The organism is Sphingomonas alpina, from assembly GCF_014490665.1.
Taxonomy (GTDB): Bacteria; Pseudomonadota; Alphaproteobacteria; order Sphingomonadales; family Sphingomonadaceae; genus Sphingomonas; species Sphingomonas alpina.
The window spans coordinates 2,926,082-2,944,269 of sequence record NZ_CP061038.1 but is presented as its reverse complement, the minus strand read 5'-3'; the positions used below and the strand labels follow the sequence as shown (position 1 = coordinate 2,944,269).

The 18,188-nt window shown below is 65.2% G+C and carries 17 protein-coding genes; 13 read left to right on the top strand and 4 right to left on the bottom strand.

Going from position 1 to position 18,188, the window contains the following annotated elements:
• Positions 1-2: 2 nt before the first annotated feature.
• Positions 3-557 carry a F0F1 ATP synthase subunit delta gene (locus H3Z74_RS13590; protein ID WP_187760183.1) on the bottom strand — a complete coding sequence of 185 codons (555 nt, stop codon included), beginning with the start codon at positions 555-557 and terminating at the stop codon, positions 3-5.
• A gap of 367 nt (positions 558-924) precedes the next feature.
• Here H3Z74_RS13590 and H3Z74_RS13585 point away from each other — a divergent pair, with 367 nt between their 5' ends.
• The 11 genes from H3Z74_RS13585 to H3Z74_RS13535 all read left to right on the top strand — a co-directional run bounded on the left by H3Z74_RS13585 (position 925) and on the right by H3Z74_RS13535 (position 11,348).
• Positions 925-2,604 carry a methyl-accepting chemotaxis protein gene (locus H3Z74_RS13585; protein ID WP_229726570.1) on the top strand — a complete coding sequence of 560 codons (1,680 nt, stop codon included), beginning with the start codon at positions 925-927 and terminating at the stop codon, positions 2,602-2,604.
• A 163-nt stretch (positions 2,605-2,767) separates the two neighbouring features.
• On the top strand, positions 2,768-3,445 hold the full coding sequence (locus tag H3Z74_RS13580) for a dienelactone hydrolase family protein (RefSeq protein ID WP_187760181.1): 678 nt from the start codon (positions 2,768-2,770) through the stop codon (positions 3,443-3,445).
• A complete protein-coding gene (locus tag H3Z74_RS13575; RefSeq protein ID WP_187760180.1) occupies positions 3,445-4,350 on the top strand; it encodes an alpha/beta hydrolase in 906 nt (301 codons plus the stop codon). Before H3Z74_RS13580 ends, H3Z74_RS13575 begins: the two co-directional genes overlap by 1 nt.
• A gap of 18 nt (positions 4,351-4,368) precedes the next feature.
• The gene (locus tag H3Z74_RS13570; RefSeq protein WP_187760179.1) at positions 4,369-5,232 is read left to right on the top strand and encodes a hypothetical protein; all 864 of its coding nucleotides are present in this window, start codon (positions 4,369-4,371) and stop codon (positions 5,230-5,232) included.
• A 29-nt stretch (positions 5,233-5,261) separates the two neighbouring features.
• Positions 5,262-6,419 carry a serine hydrolase domain-containing protein gene (locus H3Z74_RS13565; RefSeq protein ID WP_187760178.1) on the top strand — a complete coding sequence of 386 codons (1,158 nt, stop codon included), beginning with the start codon at positions 5,262-5,264 and terminating at the stop codon, positions 6,417-6,419.
• 118 nt (positions 6,420-6,537) lie between these two features.
• The gene (locus H3Z74_RS13560; protein WP_187760177.1) at positions 6,538-6,825 is read left to right on the top strand and encodes a hypothetical protein; all 288 of its coding nucleotides are present in this window, start codon (positions 6,538-6,540) and stop codon (positions 6,823-6,825) included.
• Entirely contained in the window at positions 6,825-7,106 is a 282-nt protein-coding gene (locus tag H3Z74_RS13555; RefSeq protein ID WP_187760176.1) for a hypothetical protein, read from the top strand. The genes H3Z74_RS13560 and H3Z74_RS13555 overlap by 1 nt, the downstream gene beginning before the upstream one ends.
• 115 nt (positions 7,107-7,221) lie before the next feature.
• A complete protein-coding gene (locus tag H3Z74_RS13550; protein WP_187760175.1) occupies positions 7,222-8,484 on the top strand; it encodes an alkaline phosphatase family protein in 1,263 nt (420 codons plus the stop codon).
• Between the two features lie 393 nt (positions 8,485-8,877).
• Positions 8,878-9,912 carry a bifunctional DNA-binding transcriptional regulator/O6-methylguanine-DNA methyltransferase Ada gene (ada, locus tag H3Z74_RS13545; protein ID WP_187760174.1) on the top strand — a complete coding sequence of 345 codons (1,035 nt, stop codon included), beginning with the start codon at positions 8,878-8,880 and terminating at the stop codon, positions 9,910-9,912.
• Entirely contained in the window at positions 9,912-10,379 is a 468-nt protein-coding gene (locus tag H3Z74_RS13540; RefSeq protein ID WP_187760173.1) for a DUF1203 domain-containing protein, read from the top strand. Before ada ends, H3Z74_RS13540 begins: the two co-directional genes overlap by 1 nt.
• Positions 10,380-10,439: 60 nt before the next feature.
• Complete coding sequence (locus H3Z74_RS13535; protein ID WP_187760172.1) at positions 10,440-11,348, top strand: CPBP family intramembrane glutamic endopeptidase; 909 nt, start codon at positions 10,440-10,442, stop codon at positions 11,346-11,348.
• Here H3Z74_RS13535 and H3Z74_RS13530 read toward each other — a convergent pair.
• The 3 genes from H3Z74_RS13530 to H3Z74_RS13520 form a co-directional block, all read right to left on the bottom strand.
• Positions 11,324-12,835, bottom strand: coding sequence for a S1C family serine protease (locus H3Z74_RS13530; protein ID WP_187760171.1), 1,512 nt, complete (start codon positions 12,833-12,835; stop codon positions 11,324-11,326). The genes H3Z74_RS13535 and H3Z74_RS13530 overlap by 25 nt on opposite strands.
• Before the next feature lie 80 nt (positions 12,836-12,915).
• Positions 12,916-14,463: a hypothetical protein gene (locus tag H3Z74_RS13525; protein ID WP_187760170.1), complete on the bottom strand. Its 1,548-nt coding sequence runs from the start codon at positions 14,461-14,463 to the stop codon at positions 12,916-12,918.
• Between the two features lie 82 nt (positions 14,464-14,545).
• Positions 14,546-16,717 carry a primosomal protein N' gene (locus H3Z74_RS13520; RefSeq protein WP_187760169.1) on the bottom strand — a complete coding sequence of 724 codons (2,172 nt, stop codon included), beginning with the start codon at positions 16,715-16,717 and terminating at the stop codon, positions 14,546-14,548.
• A 77-nt stretch (positions 16,718-16,794) separates the two neighbouring features.
• Here H3Z74_RS13520 and H3Z74_RS13515 point away from each other — a divergent pair, with 77 nt between their 5' ends.
• Positions 16,795-17,277: a homogentisate 1,2-dioxygenase gene (locus tag H3Z74_RS13515; protein ID WP_187760168.1), complete on the top strand. Its 483-nt coding sequence runs from the start codon at positions 16,795-16,797 to the stop codon at positions 17,275-17,277.
• Entirely contained in the window at positions 17,278-18,168 is an 891-nt protein-coding gene (locus tag H3Z74_RS13510; RefSeq protein ID WP_229726569.1) for a tyrosine recombinase XerC, read from the top strand. It abuts the gene before it with no gap.
• Positions 18,169-18,188 lie beyond the last annotated feature (20 nt).

The following is an 18,188-nucleotide window of genomic DNA, read 5'->3' as shown; positions in this document are numbered from 1 at the left end:
GGTCAGCCTTTCATCGCGTGCGCGAGAGTATTGAGACGGGTCTTGATCGACGAATCGATCATCTGCGAACCGATCTTCACGACCAGTCCGCCAAGCAGGGAGGGATCGACCGACAGGTCGACCGAAACGTCACGTCCGATACGGGCGCGCAGCTGATCCTTCAGCGCGTCGACCTGGTCGTCGGTCAGCGGATGGGCGGAGACGACTTCGGCGGTCGTTTCGCCGCGGTGATTCGCCGCCAGCGCGCGGAACGAACGGATGATCGCGGGCAATTCGGCGAGGCGGCGATTCTGCGCCAATACGCCGAGGAACTTCTTGGTCGTGTCGTCGACATCGATCACATCGGCAGCAGCGGCAACGCCCTTGCCGGCATTGATCCGCGACAGCAGCGGGTTGGTTGTCAGTGCCGCGAAATCGGCCGATTGGTCGAGTGCGGCGCGTACCCGGCCAAGGCTTGCCTCGACCGCGTCGATTGCCTTGCCGTCACGCGCGAGCTCGAACAATGCGGTCGCATAGCGTCCGCTTAAGCTCGCTTGTATGCCGCCGGATGTCTCCACGGAGTCGAATTCCTCGTTGGAACGGGTTTCAGGCCATATGAAAAGAGGGCCGGAATCGGCCCCCCATATGGGTCGCCGCGCGGTTAGCATCGGCTTCGCCGTGATGCAAGTCGGCGTCGGATAATCCCATGACCCGAAGGACAAGGTGAACGGTCAGACCCCGGGTACGAGACATGCGACGGGACATCGAATTGATGCCGCATTTCATCAAAGTGTAACAAACTCTTAACCATCTGTTGGTGCATCGCGGATCATAGGGCGGCGCATGATCCGATCGCATCTCCCCGCTTCGCTGCTTTTGTTTACCCGCCGATTTGCGCACCTCTCCGCGCGCTGGCGAGGGAGTACCGGCAGCATCCGGACGCAATTGCGACAGATCGTCTGGGCCCTGCTCGCGATTCAGGCGCTGCTCGCCCTGGCGCTGCTCGGCACGACGATCGGCACCAGCGGCGGGGTCCGTGCGCTGATTCTCGACCGGCTCTACCCGATCGGCGAACTGCAGCGCGTCAACAGCTCCTACGCCACGGCGCTGCTGACCGCGCACAAGGTACAGAGCGGCAATCTGTCGGCGGCGGGCGCGATCGGGGCGATCGAGGCGGCGCGCTCGGATATCCGGACGAGCTGGCAATCCTTTCGCGACCGTCCGCTCGATGCCCGCCATGCCGACAAGGTCGCCCGGGTCGAAGGCGCGCGCATCGGGGCGAATCTCGCGATCGACCGGCTGTTGCAGATGCTGCGCGACAATCGCCTTGAGCAGCTCGATTTCTTCGTCAGCGGTGCGCTCTATGCCGCGATCGACCCGATGACGGGCGCCAGCGATTCGCTGATCACTCAGTTGCGCGAGGACGCTCTGCGCGAACGCGCCGCGCTCGAACGCGGCTTCGCTCTCGCTTATGTCATCGTGGCGCTGGTCACGATCCTCGCGGCGCTGGTCGCGTTCTGGGGCATGCGCATGCTCAGGCAGCGGGTCGAGGGGCCACTGGCGCAGATCGCCGCGGCGACGCGCGAGATCACACTCGATCGCGACGATAGCGACATCCCCGGGCTCGAGCGCGCCGACGAGATCGGCGAGATCGCCCGCGCACTCGCTTTCGCCCGCACCCGCTCGGGCGAGGCGCGGCGGCTGAGCGAGGAATCGCGCCGCAGTGCCGAAGCGCTGCACCGTGCACAGGTCGAGGAACATGCCGCGCGAGCCAGGCGGGCCGCGCTGCTCGAAGCATTGTTCACTGCCTTCGAACGACAGGCCGGCGCCGTGGTCAGCCAGCTTGCCTCGGCCGGGCCGGCGCTGCGCGAGACTGCGGGGGTCATGTCGGGCGAGGCCGGCACGACCGAGCATCATGCGCTGGCCACCGCCGCGCTCGCCGAACAAAGCGCAATGAGCGCGCGAACCATCGCGCAGTCGGGCAGCGCCCTGACCGACGCGATCGAACATATCAGCGAGGAAGCGCAGGAATCACGCGCCGGGGTGGGGGCGCTGCGGACGCGGACCATTGCGGGCCGCGACCATGCCGAATCGCTCGGCGCGCTGGTCAATGAGATTGCCGATGTCCTCGGCCTGATCGCCGATGTCGCCGGCCAGACCAATTTGCTGGCGCTGAACGCCACGATCGAAGCAGCGCGTGCAGGTGACGCCGGGCGCGGCTTCGCAGTCGTCGCAGAGGAAGTGAAGGGGCTTGCCCGTCAGACCCAGCATGCTGCCGGCCGGATCGAATCCCGCCTGGCCGCGGTGCGATCGGCCAGCGATACGGTACTGGCGACGATTCAGTCGGTCGATGGCCTCGTCGCCGATCTCGACCGTTCGGCGGCGAATGTCGCGGGCGCGGTCGAACGGCAGCGCGACATGACCCGGCGCATCGCCCTGGCGATCGAGGAGGTCGAGGACGGTACCGCGGACGCGGCCGCCAATATGCAGGTGCTCCGCGAACGCGCCGAACGCTCGCGGCGCAGCGCGGAGAATGTCGCCACAACCGCCGAGCGCGTGGCCGGCGGGGTCGAGACATTGCGGGGCCAGATCAACCGTCTCATCGCGGACGTTCGCGCGGCTTGATCTCCATTTTTGGCGAGGCAATGCTGTCGCGATCGAATAGGACGGGCCTGCCCGGACCGATCCGGGGACTCTTGCCAAATTGCCGCAGCCGGTGAATCGCCTGATAATGCAGGCATGCGGGCGGGCATGTGGAAATGAGTCTGCTTGATAGTAGGAGTGCGCGATGGCGGGCCAGATGGAAAAGATGACGATGTCCGATGGCGCCGAAATCGGCGTCTATCATGCACAGCCGGAGGGTGAGCGGCGCGGCGGGCTGGTACTGGTGCAGGAGATTTTCGGCATCACCGACCATATCCGGGATTTGGTCGAGGAGTATGCCGCCGACGGTTATGAAGTTCTCGCCCCCGCCCTGTTCGACCGCGAGCATCCCGGTTTCGAGGCCGAATATGGCGGCGACGGGCTTGCCCGCAGCATCGAACTGGCACGCCAGCTTCACCCGTTCGACCTGTCGCTCGCCGATGTGCAGACCTGTGTCGATGCGCTTGCGCCAAAAGGGCCGGTGTTCGTGGTCGGCTATTGCTATGGCGGCTCGGTCGCCTGGTTCGCTGCGACGCGCATGAACAATGTCGCCGCCGCGTCGGGCTATTATGGCAGCCTCATTCCCGGCGCCGCGGGCGAAGTGCCCAAGGTTCCGGTGATCCTGCACTTCGGGCGCTTCGATACCGGTATCCCGATGGAGGGGGTCGAGAAGGTCATCGCCGCCGATCACCCCAATGCGACCGTTCATGTCTATGAGGCCGGGCATGGCTTCAATTCGGATCGGCGCAAGGACTATCATGAACCGAGCGCCGACCTGGCCAGGGAACGGACGCTCGAATTGTTCGAGGCAAACGCGCGCTGATGCGGATCGGGGGTATCACGCTGTGGCTGCTGGGGAGCGCGCTGGCGCTCTATCTGGCCGCATTGGGCGCATTCTACATCTTCCAGCGCGTCTTCTATTATCCGGCGCCGGGCGGGGGCTTGACGCTCGCGGAGGATCCCGGACCCGGATTCCAGGACATGTCGCTCACCACCAGCGACGGGCTGGTCCTGCGCGCCTTTTACCATCCGCCGCGGCAGGGCCGGCCGACGCTGGTCTTCTTCCACGGCAATGGTGGCGACCTGAACGGCAGCGAGGTGGCAACACGCGCCTTTGCCGCCCAGGGCTATGGCGTGCTGCTGCCGGAATATCGCGGCTATGGCGGCAATCCCGGTACGCCGAACGAGCAGGACCTGTATCGCGACGGCGCGGCTGGCATCTACTGGCTGGAAAATAGCCGCTTGCCGCTCAAGGACATCGTGCTGATCGGCAATTCGCTCGGCTCGGGCGTCGCCACAGAGCTGGCAAAGCGGAAAAAGGTCGGCGGCCTGATTCTCGTATCCGGTTTTGCCAGCCTGCCGCGCGTGGTCGCTCAGCATTATCCCTATATTCCGGGCTTTCTGGTCCGCGACAAATTCGACAATCGTGCCAAGATCGGCCGGGTGACCGCACCGATCCTGATCTATCATGGTACCGCCGATACCGTGGTGCCGGTCAGCAACGGCCGCGCGCTGGCCAGGGCACAGCCGGCGGCGACCTTCGCGCTCGAACGCGGCGCGGGGCATGACCTGATGTTCTCGCCGGTGGCGACGCGGCGGATATCGGCCTGGCTGCGCGATCGCTTCCCCGTGCCCCCACCGCCGCCCCCGCCATCGCCCCTGCCGCCGCCGGACTCCGGCACGCCGCTTGACCATCGCGATGGATCGGTGTCGAACTCGTCACCGTAACAGCGCGGAGCGGGGGCGATGGACGTCGAACTGGCCGAAGAGCGGGTACTGGTCGTACGCGACCGCTTCTCGATGGACCATGCCGAAGGACGCGCCTGGACCAAGCGGGTCGAGGCATTCGGGACGATGGCCAAGCTGACCGGCTTCCTGACGCGGCCGCGCGACGAGGAATTCGAGGTCGTATATCGCGAACGGCGGCTGCAGCCCTTCTGGCGCATCGCCTGCACGGCGCTCCATGTCTATGAACGCAATCGCGACTATCGCGTGGCGGTGGCGGCCAATGTCCAGGACGTGATGCTCGAAGGGACGCTGCGGCCGGTCAGCGAGGGCGCCTTCGCTGTCTCCGGGGTCGAGCATTGCCGTGATGAGGCAGAGCGGGAATATCTGTTCGATGCGATCCGCGGCACACCCGATGCGGCGCTTTCGGCGCATCTCAAATTCGACGCCGATCTGTCCGACGCGGACGGGCTGGCGGCGGCGGCGCTGGCCGGCACCGTGGTCGTGCCGCCCGAAGCCAAGGCGTCGATGCTGGTGCGCGATGTGCTGGCCGGATCGATCGTCCGGATCGAAGCCGACCGCGTGCTGGAGGAGAAGCTCTCGCTTCATCTGATCGATCTCTATTATCGCCCGGTCTATGCCTTTCGCTATCGCTGGCAGGGCAAGGAAGCCGTGGTCGAATTCGACGGCGTGACGGGGGAGACGCGCATTGGCGGTTCCACCTTCGAACAGCATGTCGGCAAGCTGGTCGATGCCGAATTCCTGCTCAATGCCGGGGTCGAGGCGGCCGGACTGTTCATTCCGGGCGTACGGCTCGCCGAAATCGTCATCACCCGGTCGCTCGCCGCCAAACGCGATGGCGGCAGTCCGCGCGCCAAATCCTAGTTTCGATTCACCAATCCGGAGAATGATGGATGCTGAGGAAGTTGGGCATGGCCATGGCACTGACGATTGCATCCACCTCGCCCGCCATGGCCGATCACGCAGCACTCGACACGCTGGTCAAGGCCGGCATGGCGGAAACCGGCACCAGGGGCATCGCGATCGCCTATATCGACCAGGGCAAGATCGTCTCGGTTGACAGCTGGGGCGTGCGCAACGCCGGGGGTGACCCGCTGACCCCCGATACGGTGATGTACGGCGCGTCGCTGACCAAGGCGGTGTTCGGCTATTTCGTCATGCAGCTCGCCGATGAAGGCCGGATCGACCTCGACCGCTCGATCGCCGACTATCTGCCCCGGCCTTTGCCCGATTATGCCGGCCCCGCGATCGAGAACAAATATGCCAGGTGGAGCGATCTGGCGGGCGACGAACGCTGGCGCAAGCTGACCCCGCGCATCCTGCTCAACCATGCGTCGGGCTTCGCCAATTTCGGCTTCGCCGAGCCCGATGGCAAGCTGCGCTTTCATTTCGATCCCGGCACCCGTTACTCCTATTCCGGCGACGGGCTGATCCTGCTGCAATTCGTGCTCGAGCAGGGGTTCGGCATGGATATCGGCGTGGAGATGCGGAAACGCATCTTCGACAAGGTCGGCGCAACCAGGACCGGCATGATGTGGCGACCCGATTTCGCGACCAATCTCGCCGATGGCTGGACCATTGACGGCAAGGTCGAGCCGCATGACGAACGCAGCAAGCCGCGTGCTGCCGGGTCGCTGGACACGACGATCGCCGACATGGCGAAGATCGTCGCCGCCTATATTCGCGGTGACGGGCTGAAGCCCGCGTCGCGCGCCGACCTTGTCCGTCCGCAATTGCCGATCACCACGCGCAGCCAGTTTCCCAATCTGCAGCCCGACCTGCCCGTTGCCGACCGTCATCCCGGGCTCTCCGCCGGAATTGGCGTCGTCACCTTTCAGGGCGCGCAGGGGCCGGGATCCTTCAAGGGGGGACATAATGACAGCACCGGCAACACCTGGGTGTGCATCGAAAAGGCTCGGCGCTGCGTCGTCATCCTGTCCAACGACGTCCGTGCGGAACCTCTCTTCCCGCGGCTGACCAGGGCATTGCTCGGCGATACCGGTGTGCCCTGGGCCTGGGAATATGGCGACCAGCCCTGGACCAGGCCCTGATCGGGGCGGTGCGTTGTTGCGAGCGGTGACGGCCTTGCCGATCCATATGCAAACTTAACGGCAAACCGCGCAAATCGATCTCGAACGCTAATTCCGATCGCTATATCTGGACCGCCACATGGAACGTGGCGTGACTTGTCGCCGGCATGGCCGGATCGCGGACACCAGTCTTCGCGCTGGTGGTTTTGCCTTGCTCGGCCTGGCAGGCCTGGCAATTCATGCCCTGATGGCGCTCCGCGCCGGACTGTCTCAGGGATCGTCGCCCTGGGTTTTCGGACTCGCCATGGCCGGCTTCATCGCGGCCAGCATGGGCAGCGCCCTTGTCGTGCTTGGCCACCATATCCTCGACGAGGTCGAGGTCAGCGAGCGATGGATCGAGCGCCGGCCTGCCGTGCCGCACCGCTGATGAACAGGCGCAATCTTGTCTGGCGCCTGGCTGGGGCACTGCTGGTCGGCGTTGCCGCATGCACTGGCTTGCGGCAACATCGCATTCCAATCCCGATCGCGGGGCAGCCGCCCGGGCCGGTTGAGCTTGTCCTCGGCCTGACCGGCTTTGCCCTTGCACTCGCCGGCATGTTGCTGATCATCAATGGTCCGCGACTGCGCGATAAATGGCGCGGAAATATGGAAAACAATGCTCTTTCGCATCGCCGGGACCGCGTTGATCGCAACCGCCCTGTTCCATGATATCGTCCGAAAGGCTGGCCTGTCGAAGCATTGACCCCGGGTCCAACTCTCGCTAAATTATAGCTATAGCTACTATATAACACGGCCGTGACGGGCCGGACAAGAGGAGAGAAGGATGTTGGCGCGATTCCTGGCGGCATTGGCGATCCTGTTCGTCCCCTTGATCGCACCGGCCACTGCGAAGCCTGCCGCCAAATCCGCCGGCACCGAAACGCTGATCGTGATCTCCATCGACGGCTTCCGCGCCGACTATCTCGATCGCGGCCTGTCCCCGACATTGGCGAAGCTTGCGCGGGGCGGCGTCCGCTCGGTCGGCATGCGCCCGGCCTTTCCGTCGGTCACCTTACCCAATCACCAGACGTTGATGACCGGAAAGACCCCCGATCATCACGGCGTGATCGACAATCTGATGATGGACCCCGCCATCCCCGGCTGGTTCGGCGGACTCGATCCCAAGGTCGGCGAGGATCCGCGCTGGTGGCAGGGGGCAAAGCCGCTCTGGATCACCGCCGAGGAACAGGGCGTGCGCAGCGCCGACATGTACTGGCCCGGCGCGCAGGTGCCTTTTGGCGGCAAAGTGCCGAGCCTTGGGCTCGCGCCGGGCGATCTTTCGGCCGATGCGGAGGTCGATGCGGTGCTTAAGTGGCTCGACCGGCCGGCGATGTCACGCCCGCGCTTCGTCACGCTCTATTTCCCGATGGTTGACGATGCCGGGCATTCGTTCGGACCGGATTCGAAGGAAGTGAATACCGCCATCGGCCTGGTCGATTCCGCTCTGGCCAGGTTGGTTTCGGGCCTCGAACAGCGCAACCGCCGCGCATCGACCAACCTTGTCGTACTGGCCGATCACGGCATGATGGAAATCCCCGACGGGCAGCAAATCCTGATCGACGATTTCGTCGACACGTCGAAGCTCGTGGTGACCACGGCCGGTGCCTATATCGGCGTCAATCCTCTGCCCGGAAACGAAGCCGAGGTGGACGCCGCGATGCTCAAACCGCACGATCATCTGACCTGCTGGCGGAAGAGCGAGATTCCGGCGCGCTTCGCCTATGGCACGCATCCGCGCGTTCCCCGGATCTTCTGCCTTGCCGCGCCGGGCTGGGTGGTGCTGACCAAGCCGATCGCGGCCTATATGAAGTCGCATTACGCCAGCGGCTTTCGTGGCAATCACGGGTATGATCAGGCGGATCCGAAGATGGCCGCGCTGTTCGTCGCCAACGGCCCGGCGTTCAAGCGCGGCGTGACGATTCCCCCGTTCGACAATATCAATGTCTATCTCATGCTCGCACAGGTGCTGGGTGTGAAGGGAGAGCCGGGCGACGGCACGCTGGCACTTGCGCGCGACATCATGGTGCCGGCGCGGCAGGGTGAATGATTGGAGTATTCGTCGATTCAACATGGCGACGCGCCATGGCAGCGTAAGGGTCGAACGGGACGCCATGTTCCGTTCCGCTCTTTCTCATCGTTGGCCCTATCGGATGTTTCGCCACCCCTGTTCCGGCGAAACTCACCCCTGTTATTCCGCTGTTCCACCGCTGTTGTCATAACAGCGGTGGAAAAGTGCAGGGGATTGGAAACAAAAGGAAATTTCCCACCCAGAATCCAACTTAACAGGGGTGGGTTTTTTTATTCGGGAATAACAGCGGTCATTCGACCATGAACCCCGGCTCGGACGGTCGCTTCCGCCGTCTCGAGTCAAAAAATCCCCCGCCGTTTTGATCGCAAGCGGCGGGATGTCGCATCGTCACGACCCGCCTATATCGGCAGCATGGAAACCGAGACGATCAATCCCGATACGGCATGGACGGCTTTTTCCGCACGTGACCGCAGTTTTGACGGCCGCTTCGTCGTGGCGGTCACCAGCACCGGCATCTATTGCAAGCCGAGTTGCCCGGCGCGGCATCCGAAGCGTGAGAATGTGCGCTTCTATCGCGACCCGGCCGACGCGCGGGCGGGGGGCTTCCGCGCCTGTCTGCGCTGCAAGCCGGACGAGGTGGGGCGCGACCGCATCGCCGTTGCCCGCGCCGTCGCGCTGATCGAAGCGGCCGAGGATATCGTCGCGCTTGACGATCTCGCCGCGCAGGTCGGCTATGCACCGCATCACTTTCACCGCCTGTTCAAGCGCGCGACCGGGGTGACGCCGGCTGCTTATGCTCGTGGTTTGCGCGCCCAGCGCGCCGCCCGCGCGCTGACGGAGGAAGCGACCGTGACCGAGGCGATCTATGAGGCCGGCTATTCCGCCCCGAGCCGTTTCTATGAAGGCGGAGCCAAACGGCTCGGCATGACCCCGAGCGCGTGGAAGCGCGGCGGGGCGGGAGTGACGATCCGCTGGACCATTGCCGATACCAGCCTTGGCGCGATGCTCGTCGCGGCGACCGACAAGGGGCTGTGCCGCGTGTCGTTCGACGAGGGCGAGGAGGCCTTGCGCGAGCGTTTCCCCAACGCGGAGATCGTACCCGGCGGGGCGGCGCTCGCCGATCTTGCCGCGCGCGTCGTCGCCAGCGTCGAATCGCCCGACCGCGACCAGGACCTGCCGCTCGACGTGCAGGGAACCGCGTTCCAGGAGGCTGTGTGGCAGGCGCTGCGCCAAATTCCGATCGGCGAGACGCGCACCTATACCGAACTTGCCACGATCGCCGGCAATCCGCGCGCAGTGCGTGCGGCGGGCACGGCGTGTGGCGCCAACCAGGTCGCGGTGGTCATTCCGTGCCACCGTGCCCAGCGCGCCGACGGCAGCATGGGCGGCTATGCCTATGGCGTGGATCGCAAGATCGTGCTGCGCAATCGTGAAGGAGTGGAATGATGGCCTATCGCATTTCCGGCCTGCCGCTGGACGACTTCGCGCCGCTGTTCGGGCGTCCGGATGCCGAACTGGCCGAGCAAGGCGTGCTCCGCGTTCGCGCCGACCACAAGCCCGGCTATCCGTGCCGCGTCACGCTCGAGGATGCCGAGCCGGGCGAGACCTTGCTGCTGCTCAATTATGCGGACCACAAGGCGACGACGCCGTTTCGCAACAGCTATGCGATCTATGTGCGCGAAGGCGCGCTTGCCCCGGCGGAACTTCACGACAGCCTGCCGGCGGTATTCGCCAACCGTCGCCTCGCCTTTCGCGCTTTCGATACGGCGGGCATGCTTCGTGACGCCAACCTGGCGCTGGACGGCGATGCCGATGCGCGGATCCGCGAGCTCTTCGCCAATCCGGACATCGCCTATCTCCATGCTCACAATGCGGCGCCGGGCTGCTTCGCGGCGCGGATCGACCGGGCCTGACTTCGCCCCTTGCACCACTGGCTGGCGGGGCTAGGCTTGCAGTGAGAAAAGGGGGACGCCATGCAACCGACACCGCCGAATACGCCGCCGAACAGTCTGGTCTGGCGGATCGTGCACTTTCCCCCGGTACTGCTCGCGATCGGCATTGCCTTCATCATCGGCGCCATGACGATCTCCGGGCTGGTCGGCCGGTCGTTTCGCCAGAGCGGCAATGACTGGCTCTCTGTCCTTCTGGCCATCATCGTCGCCGCGATCTTCATCGCCTTTTATTGCGCGTTCGCGCGGCTCGTCGAGCGACGCCAGAACGTGCCGGAGTTCGCCTTGCCGGGCTGGGCGCGCGAGCTTGGTTCGGGCCTGCTTGTCGGGCTCCTCCTCTTCTCACTGGTTGTCGGCACCATTGCCGCGTTTGGCGGCTATCGGGTGATCGGAACCCATGCCGCCACCGTCTTGTTGCCATCGCTTGCGATCGCCATCACCTCCGGCGTGACGGAGGAGATCGCACTGCGCGGGTTCTTCTTTCGCATCATCGAATCCTGGCTCGGCAGCTGGATCGCCCTGGTCCTCTCGGCGGCATTGTTTGGCGCGTTGCACCTCAGCAACCCCAATGCGACATTCCTGGCGGGTTTCGCGATCACGCTCGAAGCCGGGATCATGCTCGCTGCACTCTATATGCTGACGCGCCGGCTTTGGGCCGCGATCGGGTTGCATGCGGCATGGAATTTCGCGCAGGGCGGTATCTACGGCATTGCCGTTTCCGGCTTCAAACAGGATGGCCTGCTCGTGCCGCGCATCACGGGTTCGGACTTGCTCACTGGCGGCAGTTTCGGTGCCGAGGCGTCATTGCCGGCAGTCATTCTCTGCACCGCGTTCGGTATTGCGCTCCTCGTCGTCGCGCATCGGCGCGGGCGCTTCGTCGCGCCCTTCTGGATGCGCCCGAAGCCGGATCAATCCGCCGCCTTGCAGGAATAGACGATCTTCTCATTGGGATAGGGCGGCAGCGCGGCGCGGATCGCCGCCTGCTGCGTCGACAGGTTCGCGCGCGCCGCGATATCAGGGGAACATGCCTTGAGCGTCACCTGCGAGCGGATCTTGCGCGCCGCATCCATCTGCGTGGCGGAAAGCAGATAGCGGCTGTTCGAATAGAGCCGCGTTGCCGGATCGAACTGCAGGATCGACACGGTCTGCTCCTCGGACGGCACCAGGATGCGATCCCATTTGCTGCCATTCTCGGCATATTGGGTACGCATGTTCATGCAGCCTGCCGCGCCCCAGTCGATCGCTACCGGCTCGGTCGACGACACGGTAACCCGGCTGCGTTCCGGCACCGCCGTGCACACCATCTTCCCAAGCGCCGCCTCGCTGTTGACCGCGACCGGCATTGCCGCCGCCGTTGCGAGGTCAGGCAGCGTCACCTCGCCGGTCGGGCGAAGCAGGAAAACGATCACCGCCGCGATGAACAAGGTACCGCCGCCGACCGCGACCCAGATCGCCATACGCCGTTCGTTGCGTAACTCGAGCAACCCCGCGCCGCCAACCGCCAGCGCCCCCAGCACCAGCAGCACGGCGGCGATCGCCATGTAATTCTCGCTGCTGCGCAATGCGTCGGCGCGGGCCTTGACCAGTGCCTGTTCGCGCTCCGCCGATACTTTGCCCGCCGCGTCGAGCTTGGCGTTCTGCGCATCGGCTGCGGCGCGCGCATCGGCGTCGCTGTCCTGGCGCAGCCGGTCGGCAATGCTCGTGCAGGGGACGCCGACCGCTGCATAGGGCTGCTTGGCCGCGCGCAGAAAGGCTGCCAGTTCGGTATCGGCGATCGCGAAGCCGAAGCTCGAATCGCCTTCTTCGCTTTTCGTCAGCGCGGAGTTCACCCCAACCACGCGGCCGCACGGATCGAGCAGCGGCCCGCCCGAATTGCCGCGCGCGATGCTCGCGGTGTGGAGCAGCACTTCGATATCGGTCAGCGTGCGCCGGCCGGAGAATACGCCTTCGGACCGGACCGGCGAGAGCGGGCGGATATAGTCGGCGGCGGAGCGGGCGGTGGCGATGTCGACATTGCCGGGATAGCCGAGCGCGGTCACCGACCCGCCCTCGTCGACCGGCCCGGTATAGAGCGCGAGCGTCGGCAGGTTCACGCCCTTGAACTCGATCAGCGCGAGGTCGCGCGCCGCGTCGAGCGCAATGACCTTGCCCTCATAGGATTTGTCGCCTTCCGAGGGCACGATCCCGACCACCACATTATCGGGATAGCGCGCGGCAAGTTCGACCACGTGCGCGTTGGTGACCACCCGGTTGGGCGCGACTGCGAAGCCGCTGCCATGGCCGAAATCGACCACCTTCTCGTCGACCACGGCGATCGTCACGACCCGCACCACGCCACGCCCCGACGCCGAGATATCGTCGGCCCGGGCCGGGGCAGTGAGCGACATGAGCAGCAGCACAAAAAGGAGCAATCGTGCCATCATGTCGGTTCCGCGGAGGAGCATCGGCCGCTTGTCTCAGCAAAGCCGGAGAGGTTCAACCGGCAATCGCCGCCATGGCGTCAATCCTTCTTTCCTTCACTCGCCTTGCTTTGCTGCGTGATGGCGGCATCGAAGGCGTCCAGCGCCTCCTGGCCTTGCTTTCCGGCCTTGAGGTCGGCCAGCAGCTTGCCGACCGGGCTGTCACCTGATGCGTGCGGGTCATAAGCAAGCGGGGCCAGCAGATCGCGCGCGAGATCGATCTTGTTGTCCTCGATCTCTTGCCGGACCAGCATGAAGCGCAGTCCAGGATCCTGCGGGACGAGTTCGAAAGCGCGTTCCAGCCCGGCAACCGCGCTCGCGCTCGGTTTGATATCCTGCATCAAGAAACTGCCATAGAACAGAGCAAGAGTCGCCGCGACGTTCGGATCGACCCGATTGGCCTTGACGATCCAGCTTCGCGCAGTGGCCCAGGTCTTGGCATCGGCTTTCGCCTTCTCGGCCCGGCGCAGCAGCACGCGGCCCTTGTACGACAGCGCCTGGATCGATTTCGGATCGCTGGCCAATGCACGATCCGCCGCGGCCTCCGCCGCGGCATCATCACCCGCGTCATAGGCCATTTCCGCCAGCCATGCCTGGACGACCGGGTCGTCCGGATAGCGTGCGCCGACTTGCTTGCCTTGAGCGAAGACCTTGGCCGCCCGATCGCTGTCGACCCCACGCGTCGATCGCATGCGGCTGGCCATCATCGCATCGGCCCCTTCGCTCAGCGGCTGGATCGTAATGGCCGGGATCTCACCGGCCTTCAGGGTGATCCTGAACCCCGGCAGGCGATTCGCCATGTAGCGCTGCAAGTCCTTGTCGAGCGCCTTGAGGTCGCCAAAGGCGGTGCGCGCTGCCTCGATGCTTGGTGTGCCGCTGTTCAGCGCCTTGATATAGGTAGAGAATTTCTTGGCGCGTTCGCTGTTGAACATCAAATAATGAGTGATCAGCCAGCCCCGGGCGTAGAGATCCGCGACCTGATCATCGGTCATGCGCTGCTGGGACGAAGCGAGTAGCTGCTCCATCGACAATGTCTTGCCGCGAAACAGCGAATAGGCGCGGTGATTGGCGGCACCGCCAAGCACGACTTCATTCTTCTCCTTGTTGAAGGCCGCAGTCGAAACGACTTCGGCATAGCCTTCGCTGAACCAGGAGGGATAGGCGATGGAGAAATTGCCGAGCAGGAAATGATGGCCATATTCATGGAAGAGAACGACGCTTGGCGAGAACGGATTATCCTCACGGTCAATGCCAGCGCCTTCATCCGTTCTGGCTGGGGTAAACGCCACCGACCCTTCGACACGCGGCACATAAAAGCCCGCAACCTGGCTCCGCTGATCTCCATAGAGCGAGCGCACGGCGTTGATGCTGGGCACGATGAAGATGGTCACCGGGTTCGACTCGATGCCCTCCCGGTCAGGCTTGTTGCTGAGCGAGCGCAGCGAAGCATCGAGTGCTTCGATCCGGGTTGCGAACTCGCGCAGATTCGACTCGCTGCCCTGACTATAGATGATGAAATGCTTCGAGCGCGCCTGCAGCCAGCCGGCGGCGGCTGGTTGTGCCAGCAGCATCGTGGCGGCGAGAGCCATTGCTCCCCGGAACATGCCCCTGAACATGCGCTCAATCTCCCCGCAACTGTCTGACAAAGGCTCGCCTGTCGGGCAAGCGTGATCAGACGAAACTATAGGGATCGATATCGACCGTCACGCGCACCTTTGACGGCCAGTCGAGCTTGCCCAGCCAGTCGCGGATCAGGTCCTGCACATCGAGCGCGCGGCGTGCATGGACCAGCAGCCGTTGCCGATGCCGGCCGCGCAGCATGGCGAGCGGGGCGGGGGCGGGGCCATAGACTTCCATCCCCTCGACGCGCGGCGCGCTGCGGCCGATCAGCAGCGCAATCTCATGCGCGGCTGCCTTGTCCTCGCTCGACACGACGATCCCGGCGAAACGCCCGAACGGCGGAGCGCCGGCCTCACGCCGGGACTCGGTCTCCGCTTCGTAGAAGGCGTCGGCATCGCCAGTGATCAGCGCGCGCATCACCGGCGCCGTGGGGCTGTGCGTCTGGATATAGACATGGCCCGGCTTGGCGCCGCGACCGGCGCGCCCCGACACCTGCATGATCTGCTGAAAGGTTCGCTCCGCTGCGCGCAGGTCGCCGCCATTGAGGCCGAGATCGGCATCGATCACCCCGACAAGGGTCAGGTTGGGGAAGTGATAGCCCTTGGTCACCAGCTGCGTGCCCACCACGATATCGATATCGTGCGCCTCCATGCGGTGAACGAACTCAGCCGCTTTGGCCGGCGACCAGATCGTATCGGAGGTGACGACTGCGGTCTTGGCATCCGGGAAGAGTGCGGCGACCTCATCGGCGATACGTTCCACGCCCGGGCCGACCGGGACAAGGGTATCCTCATTCTGGCATTCGGGGCAGGTGCGCGGCACCTGTTCGATATGGCCGCAATGGTGGCAGGCGAGCCGGCGCACGAGCCGGTGCTCGACCATCCAGGCGGTGCAATTTGGGCATTGGAAGCGATGCCCGCAGGTTCGGCACAGGGTCAGCGGCGCAAAGCCGCGCCGGTTGAGGAATAGCAAGACCTGTTCACGCCGTTCGAGTGTCTCCTGCATCGCACGGACCAGGCGCGGCGCGATCCAGCGGCCGCGCTCGGGCGGTTCGGCGATCAGGTCGATCGCCTCGATCGCCGGCATCTCCGCCGCCCCCCAGCGCCCGGGCAGCTTGAGTTCAGCATAGCGGCCGAGTGCGACTTGCTGGCGCGTCTCGATCGCCGGCGTGGCAGAGGCGAGGATCACCGGGCATGGCTCGAACAGCCCGCGCATCACCGCCACGTCGCGAGCGTGATAATGCACGCCCTCCTCCTGCTTGAAGCTCGTCTCATGCGCCTCGTCGACCACGATCAGGCCGAGATTGGCATAGGGCAGGAAGAGCGCCGATCGCGCCCCGACGGTGACCAGGGCCTGACCGCTGGAGATGGCGCGCCAGGCGCGCCTCCGCTGTGAACTGCGCAGGCCGGAATGCCACGCGACCGGCTCGCAGCCGAAGCGTGCGGTGAAGCGCTGCAGGAATGGTTCGGTCAGCGCGATCTCGGGCAGCAGGACCAAAGTCTGCCGCCCTTCGCGGATCGCAGCGGCGATCGCCTCGAAATAGACTTCGGTCTTGCCGGAGCCAGTGACGCCATCGAGCAAGGTCGGCTGAAAGGCACGCGCGGTGACATTGGCGACCAGCACCTCGGACGCTGCGCGCTGATCGGCCGACAAAGCGGGCTGGCCGAACCCGGGATCAGGCAGGGGGTAGGGACTGTCGATATCCACCTCGACCGCTTCGACCGCGCCGGTCTTGACCAGCCCGCGGATCACCGCGTCCGATACATCGGCGGCGATCGCCAGTTCGCGGATCAGCCCCTGCCGATCGCCGATCCGCTCCAGCGCCTGTTCGCGTTGCGGTGTCATGCGATCGGGCACCAGCCCGGTCGCGCGATATTCGGTGACGGTGCGTGCACCCTCCAGCGCAGAAGACGAAGGCATCGCCATGCGCACCACCGAGGCGGGCGGCGCCAGATAATAGCCGGCGGTCCATTCGATCAGCCGGCGCAGCGGATCGGCAAGCGGCGGCACATCGACCACGCCGATCAGGTTACGCAGCCGGTTGTCGCCGACCTCGGCATCGGATGGCATGCGCTCCGGTTCCCACACCACGCCGAGCAGTTGGCGCGGGCCGAGCGGGGCGATCACGATCGAGCCCGGCTCGACGGTCATGCCGTGCGGCACGCGGTAATCCAGCGGGCCGAGGGCGGAATTGAGTACGAGGACGCGGGCGCGGGACGACATACAGGTGCATATGGCTTTTGCCTGCGCTAGTGCAAAGGGAGACGTTCCCCCGTTGGTTCATTCCGGAGTTCTCGCCCGTGTCGTTGCTCGCTCTTCTCCTGCTCGCCCAGGCCACCGCTGCCCCAGCCCCGATGCCGGGTGAAAAAACCGAGCCGGTATGCGTTCGCCAGGGCGATCTGCCGCCGGCATTCGCCAAATGGAACCAGCCGCCATCGAAGGACGCAAAGGAAATCACGATTGGCGCGCCATTCGTCGCCCATGCGGTCGACCCGTCTGTGATGAAATGGGCGACGGCCACGCCGTCCACCCGGCCGGGCAAATCGGCGATCGCCTATTTCGCCATTCCGCGGACCGGTACCTACAAGGTTGCGTTGGGCAGCGGTGCCTGGGTCGATGTCGTCTCGCAAGGCAGGGCGCTGGCCTCGACCGCGCACGGGCATGGGCCGGCTTGCACCGGGATCCGCAAGATCGTCGACTTCAATCTCGCCAAGGGCCTTTACGCGCTGCAACTCGCCGGGATCGCCGGGGACAGCGTCAAGGTGATGATCGTCCCGGCATAAATGGCGATGCAGGCGGCGATCCTTGCCTGGAGCGATCACCTCGCACAGAATCGCCGACGCTCGGCGCATACCGTGCGCGCCTATGTCGCGACCGCGCATCGGTTGGTGGCATTCCTGACCGGGCATTGGGGCGAAGCGATCTCTGCCGAACGGCTGGCCAAGACCAGCGCGGCTGATCTGCGCGCCTATCTCGCATTCCGCCGCGCCGAGGGACTGGGCAATGCCTCGGCCGCGCGCGAATTGTCGGCGGTGCGCGGGTTTCTCACTTTTTCCGGCGGGGAAGGGGCCACGCCGCGATTGAAGGGGCCTCGCGTGAAAAAGGGCATTCCGCGGCCGATCTCGCCCGATGAGGTGGTATCGCTGGCCGAGGATGTGGCGGAGAACGCGGCCGAACCGTGGATCGGCGCACGTGACTGGGCGGTGTTGCTGCTGCTCTATGGCGCGGGCCTGCGCATCGGCGAGGCGGCTGGGTTGACCGGCGCGATCCTGCCGCTCGGCGCGACGCTCAGCGTCACCGGCAAGCGCGCCAAGACGCGCATCGTGCCGTTGCTGCCGCAAGTGCGCGAGGCGATCGAGGCCTATGCCGCGCTATGTCCCTGGCCGATCGAGCGGAGCGAGGCGCTGTTCCGCGGCGCCAAGGGGGGCGCGCTCGATCCCGCGCTGATCCGCCGCGCGGTGCAGGCGGCACGAACCCGGCTCGGCCTGTCCGACCGCACCACCCCCCATGCCCTGCGCCACAGCTTCGCTACGCATCTGCTTGGGCGCGGCGCGGATCTGCGCGCGCTGCAGGAGTTGCTCGGCCATGCCAGCCTCAGTTCGACCCAGATTTACACCGCCGTCGATGCGGCGCATCTGCTCGATGTCTATCGCAACGCGCATCCTCGGGCATGATGTCAATCAATTGACTTGGC

Coding starts and splice junctions, on each gene's coding strand:
- H3Z74_RS13580 (WP_187760181.1), top strand. CDS start 2,768: ATGGCGGGCCAGATGGAAAAGATGACGATGTCCGATGGCGCCGAAATC.
- H3Z74_RS13575 (WP_187760180.1), top strand. CDS start 3,445: ATGCGGATCGGGGGTATCACGCTGTGGCTGCTGGGGAGCGCGCTGGCG.
- H3Z74_RS13570 (WP_187760179.1), top strand. CDS start 4,369: ATGGACGTCGAACTGGCCGAAGAGCGGGTACTGGTCGTACGCGACCGC.
- H3Z74_RS13565 (WP_187760178.1), top strand. CDS start 5,262: ATGCTGAGGAAGTTGGGCATGGCCATGGCACTGACGATTGCATCCACC.
- H3Z74_RS13560 (WP_187760177.1), top strand. CDS start 6,538: ATGGAACGTGGCGTGACTTGTCGCCGGCATGGCCGGATCGCGGACACC.
- H3Z74_RS13555 (WP_187760176.1), top strand. CDS start 6,825: ATGAACAGGCGCAATCTTGTCTGGCGCCTGGCTGGGGCACTGCTGGTC.
- H3Z74_RS13550 (WP_187760175.1), top strand. CDS start 7,222: ATGTTGGCGCGATTCCTGGCGGCATTGGCGATCCTGTTCGTCCCCTTG.
- ada (WP_187760174.1), top strand. CDS start 8,878: ATGGAAACCGAGACGATCAATCCCGATACGGCATGGACGGCTTTTTCC.
- H3Z74_RS13540 (WP_187760173.1), top strand. CDS start 9,912: ATGGCCTATCGCATTTCCGGCCTGCCGCTGGACGACTTCGCGCCGCTG.
- H3Z74_RS13535 (WP_187760172.1), top strand. CDS start 10,440: ATGCAACCGACACCGCCGAATACGCCGCCGAACAGTCTGGTCTGGCGG.
- H3Z74_RS13530 (WP_187760171.1), bottom strand. CDS start 12,835: ATGGCACGATTGCTCCTTTTTGTGCTGCTGCTCATGTCGCTCACTGCC.
- H3Z74_RS13525 (WP_187760170.1), bottom strand. CDS start 14,463: ATGGCTCTCGCCGCCACGATGCTGCTGGCACAACCAGCCGCCGCCGGC.
- H3Z74_RS13520 (WP_187760169.1), bottom strand. CDS start 16,717: ATGTCGTCCCGCGCCCGCGTCCTCGTACTCAATTCCGCCCTCGGCCCG.
- H3Z74_RS13510 (WP_229726569.1), top strand. CDS start 17,278: ATGGCGATGCAGGCGGCGATCCTTGCCTGGAGCGATCACCTCGCACAG.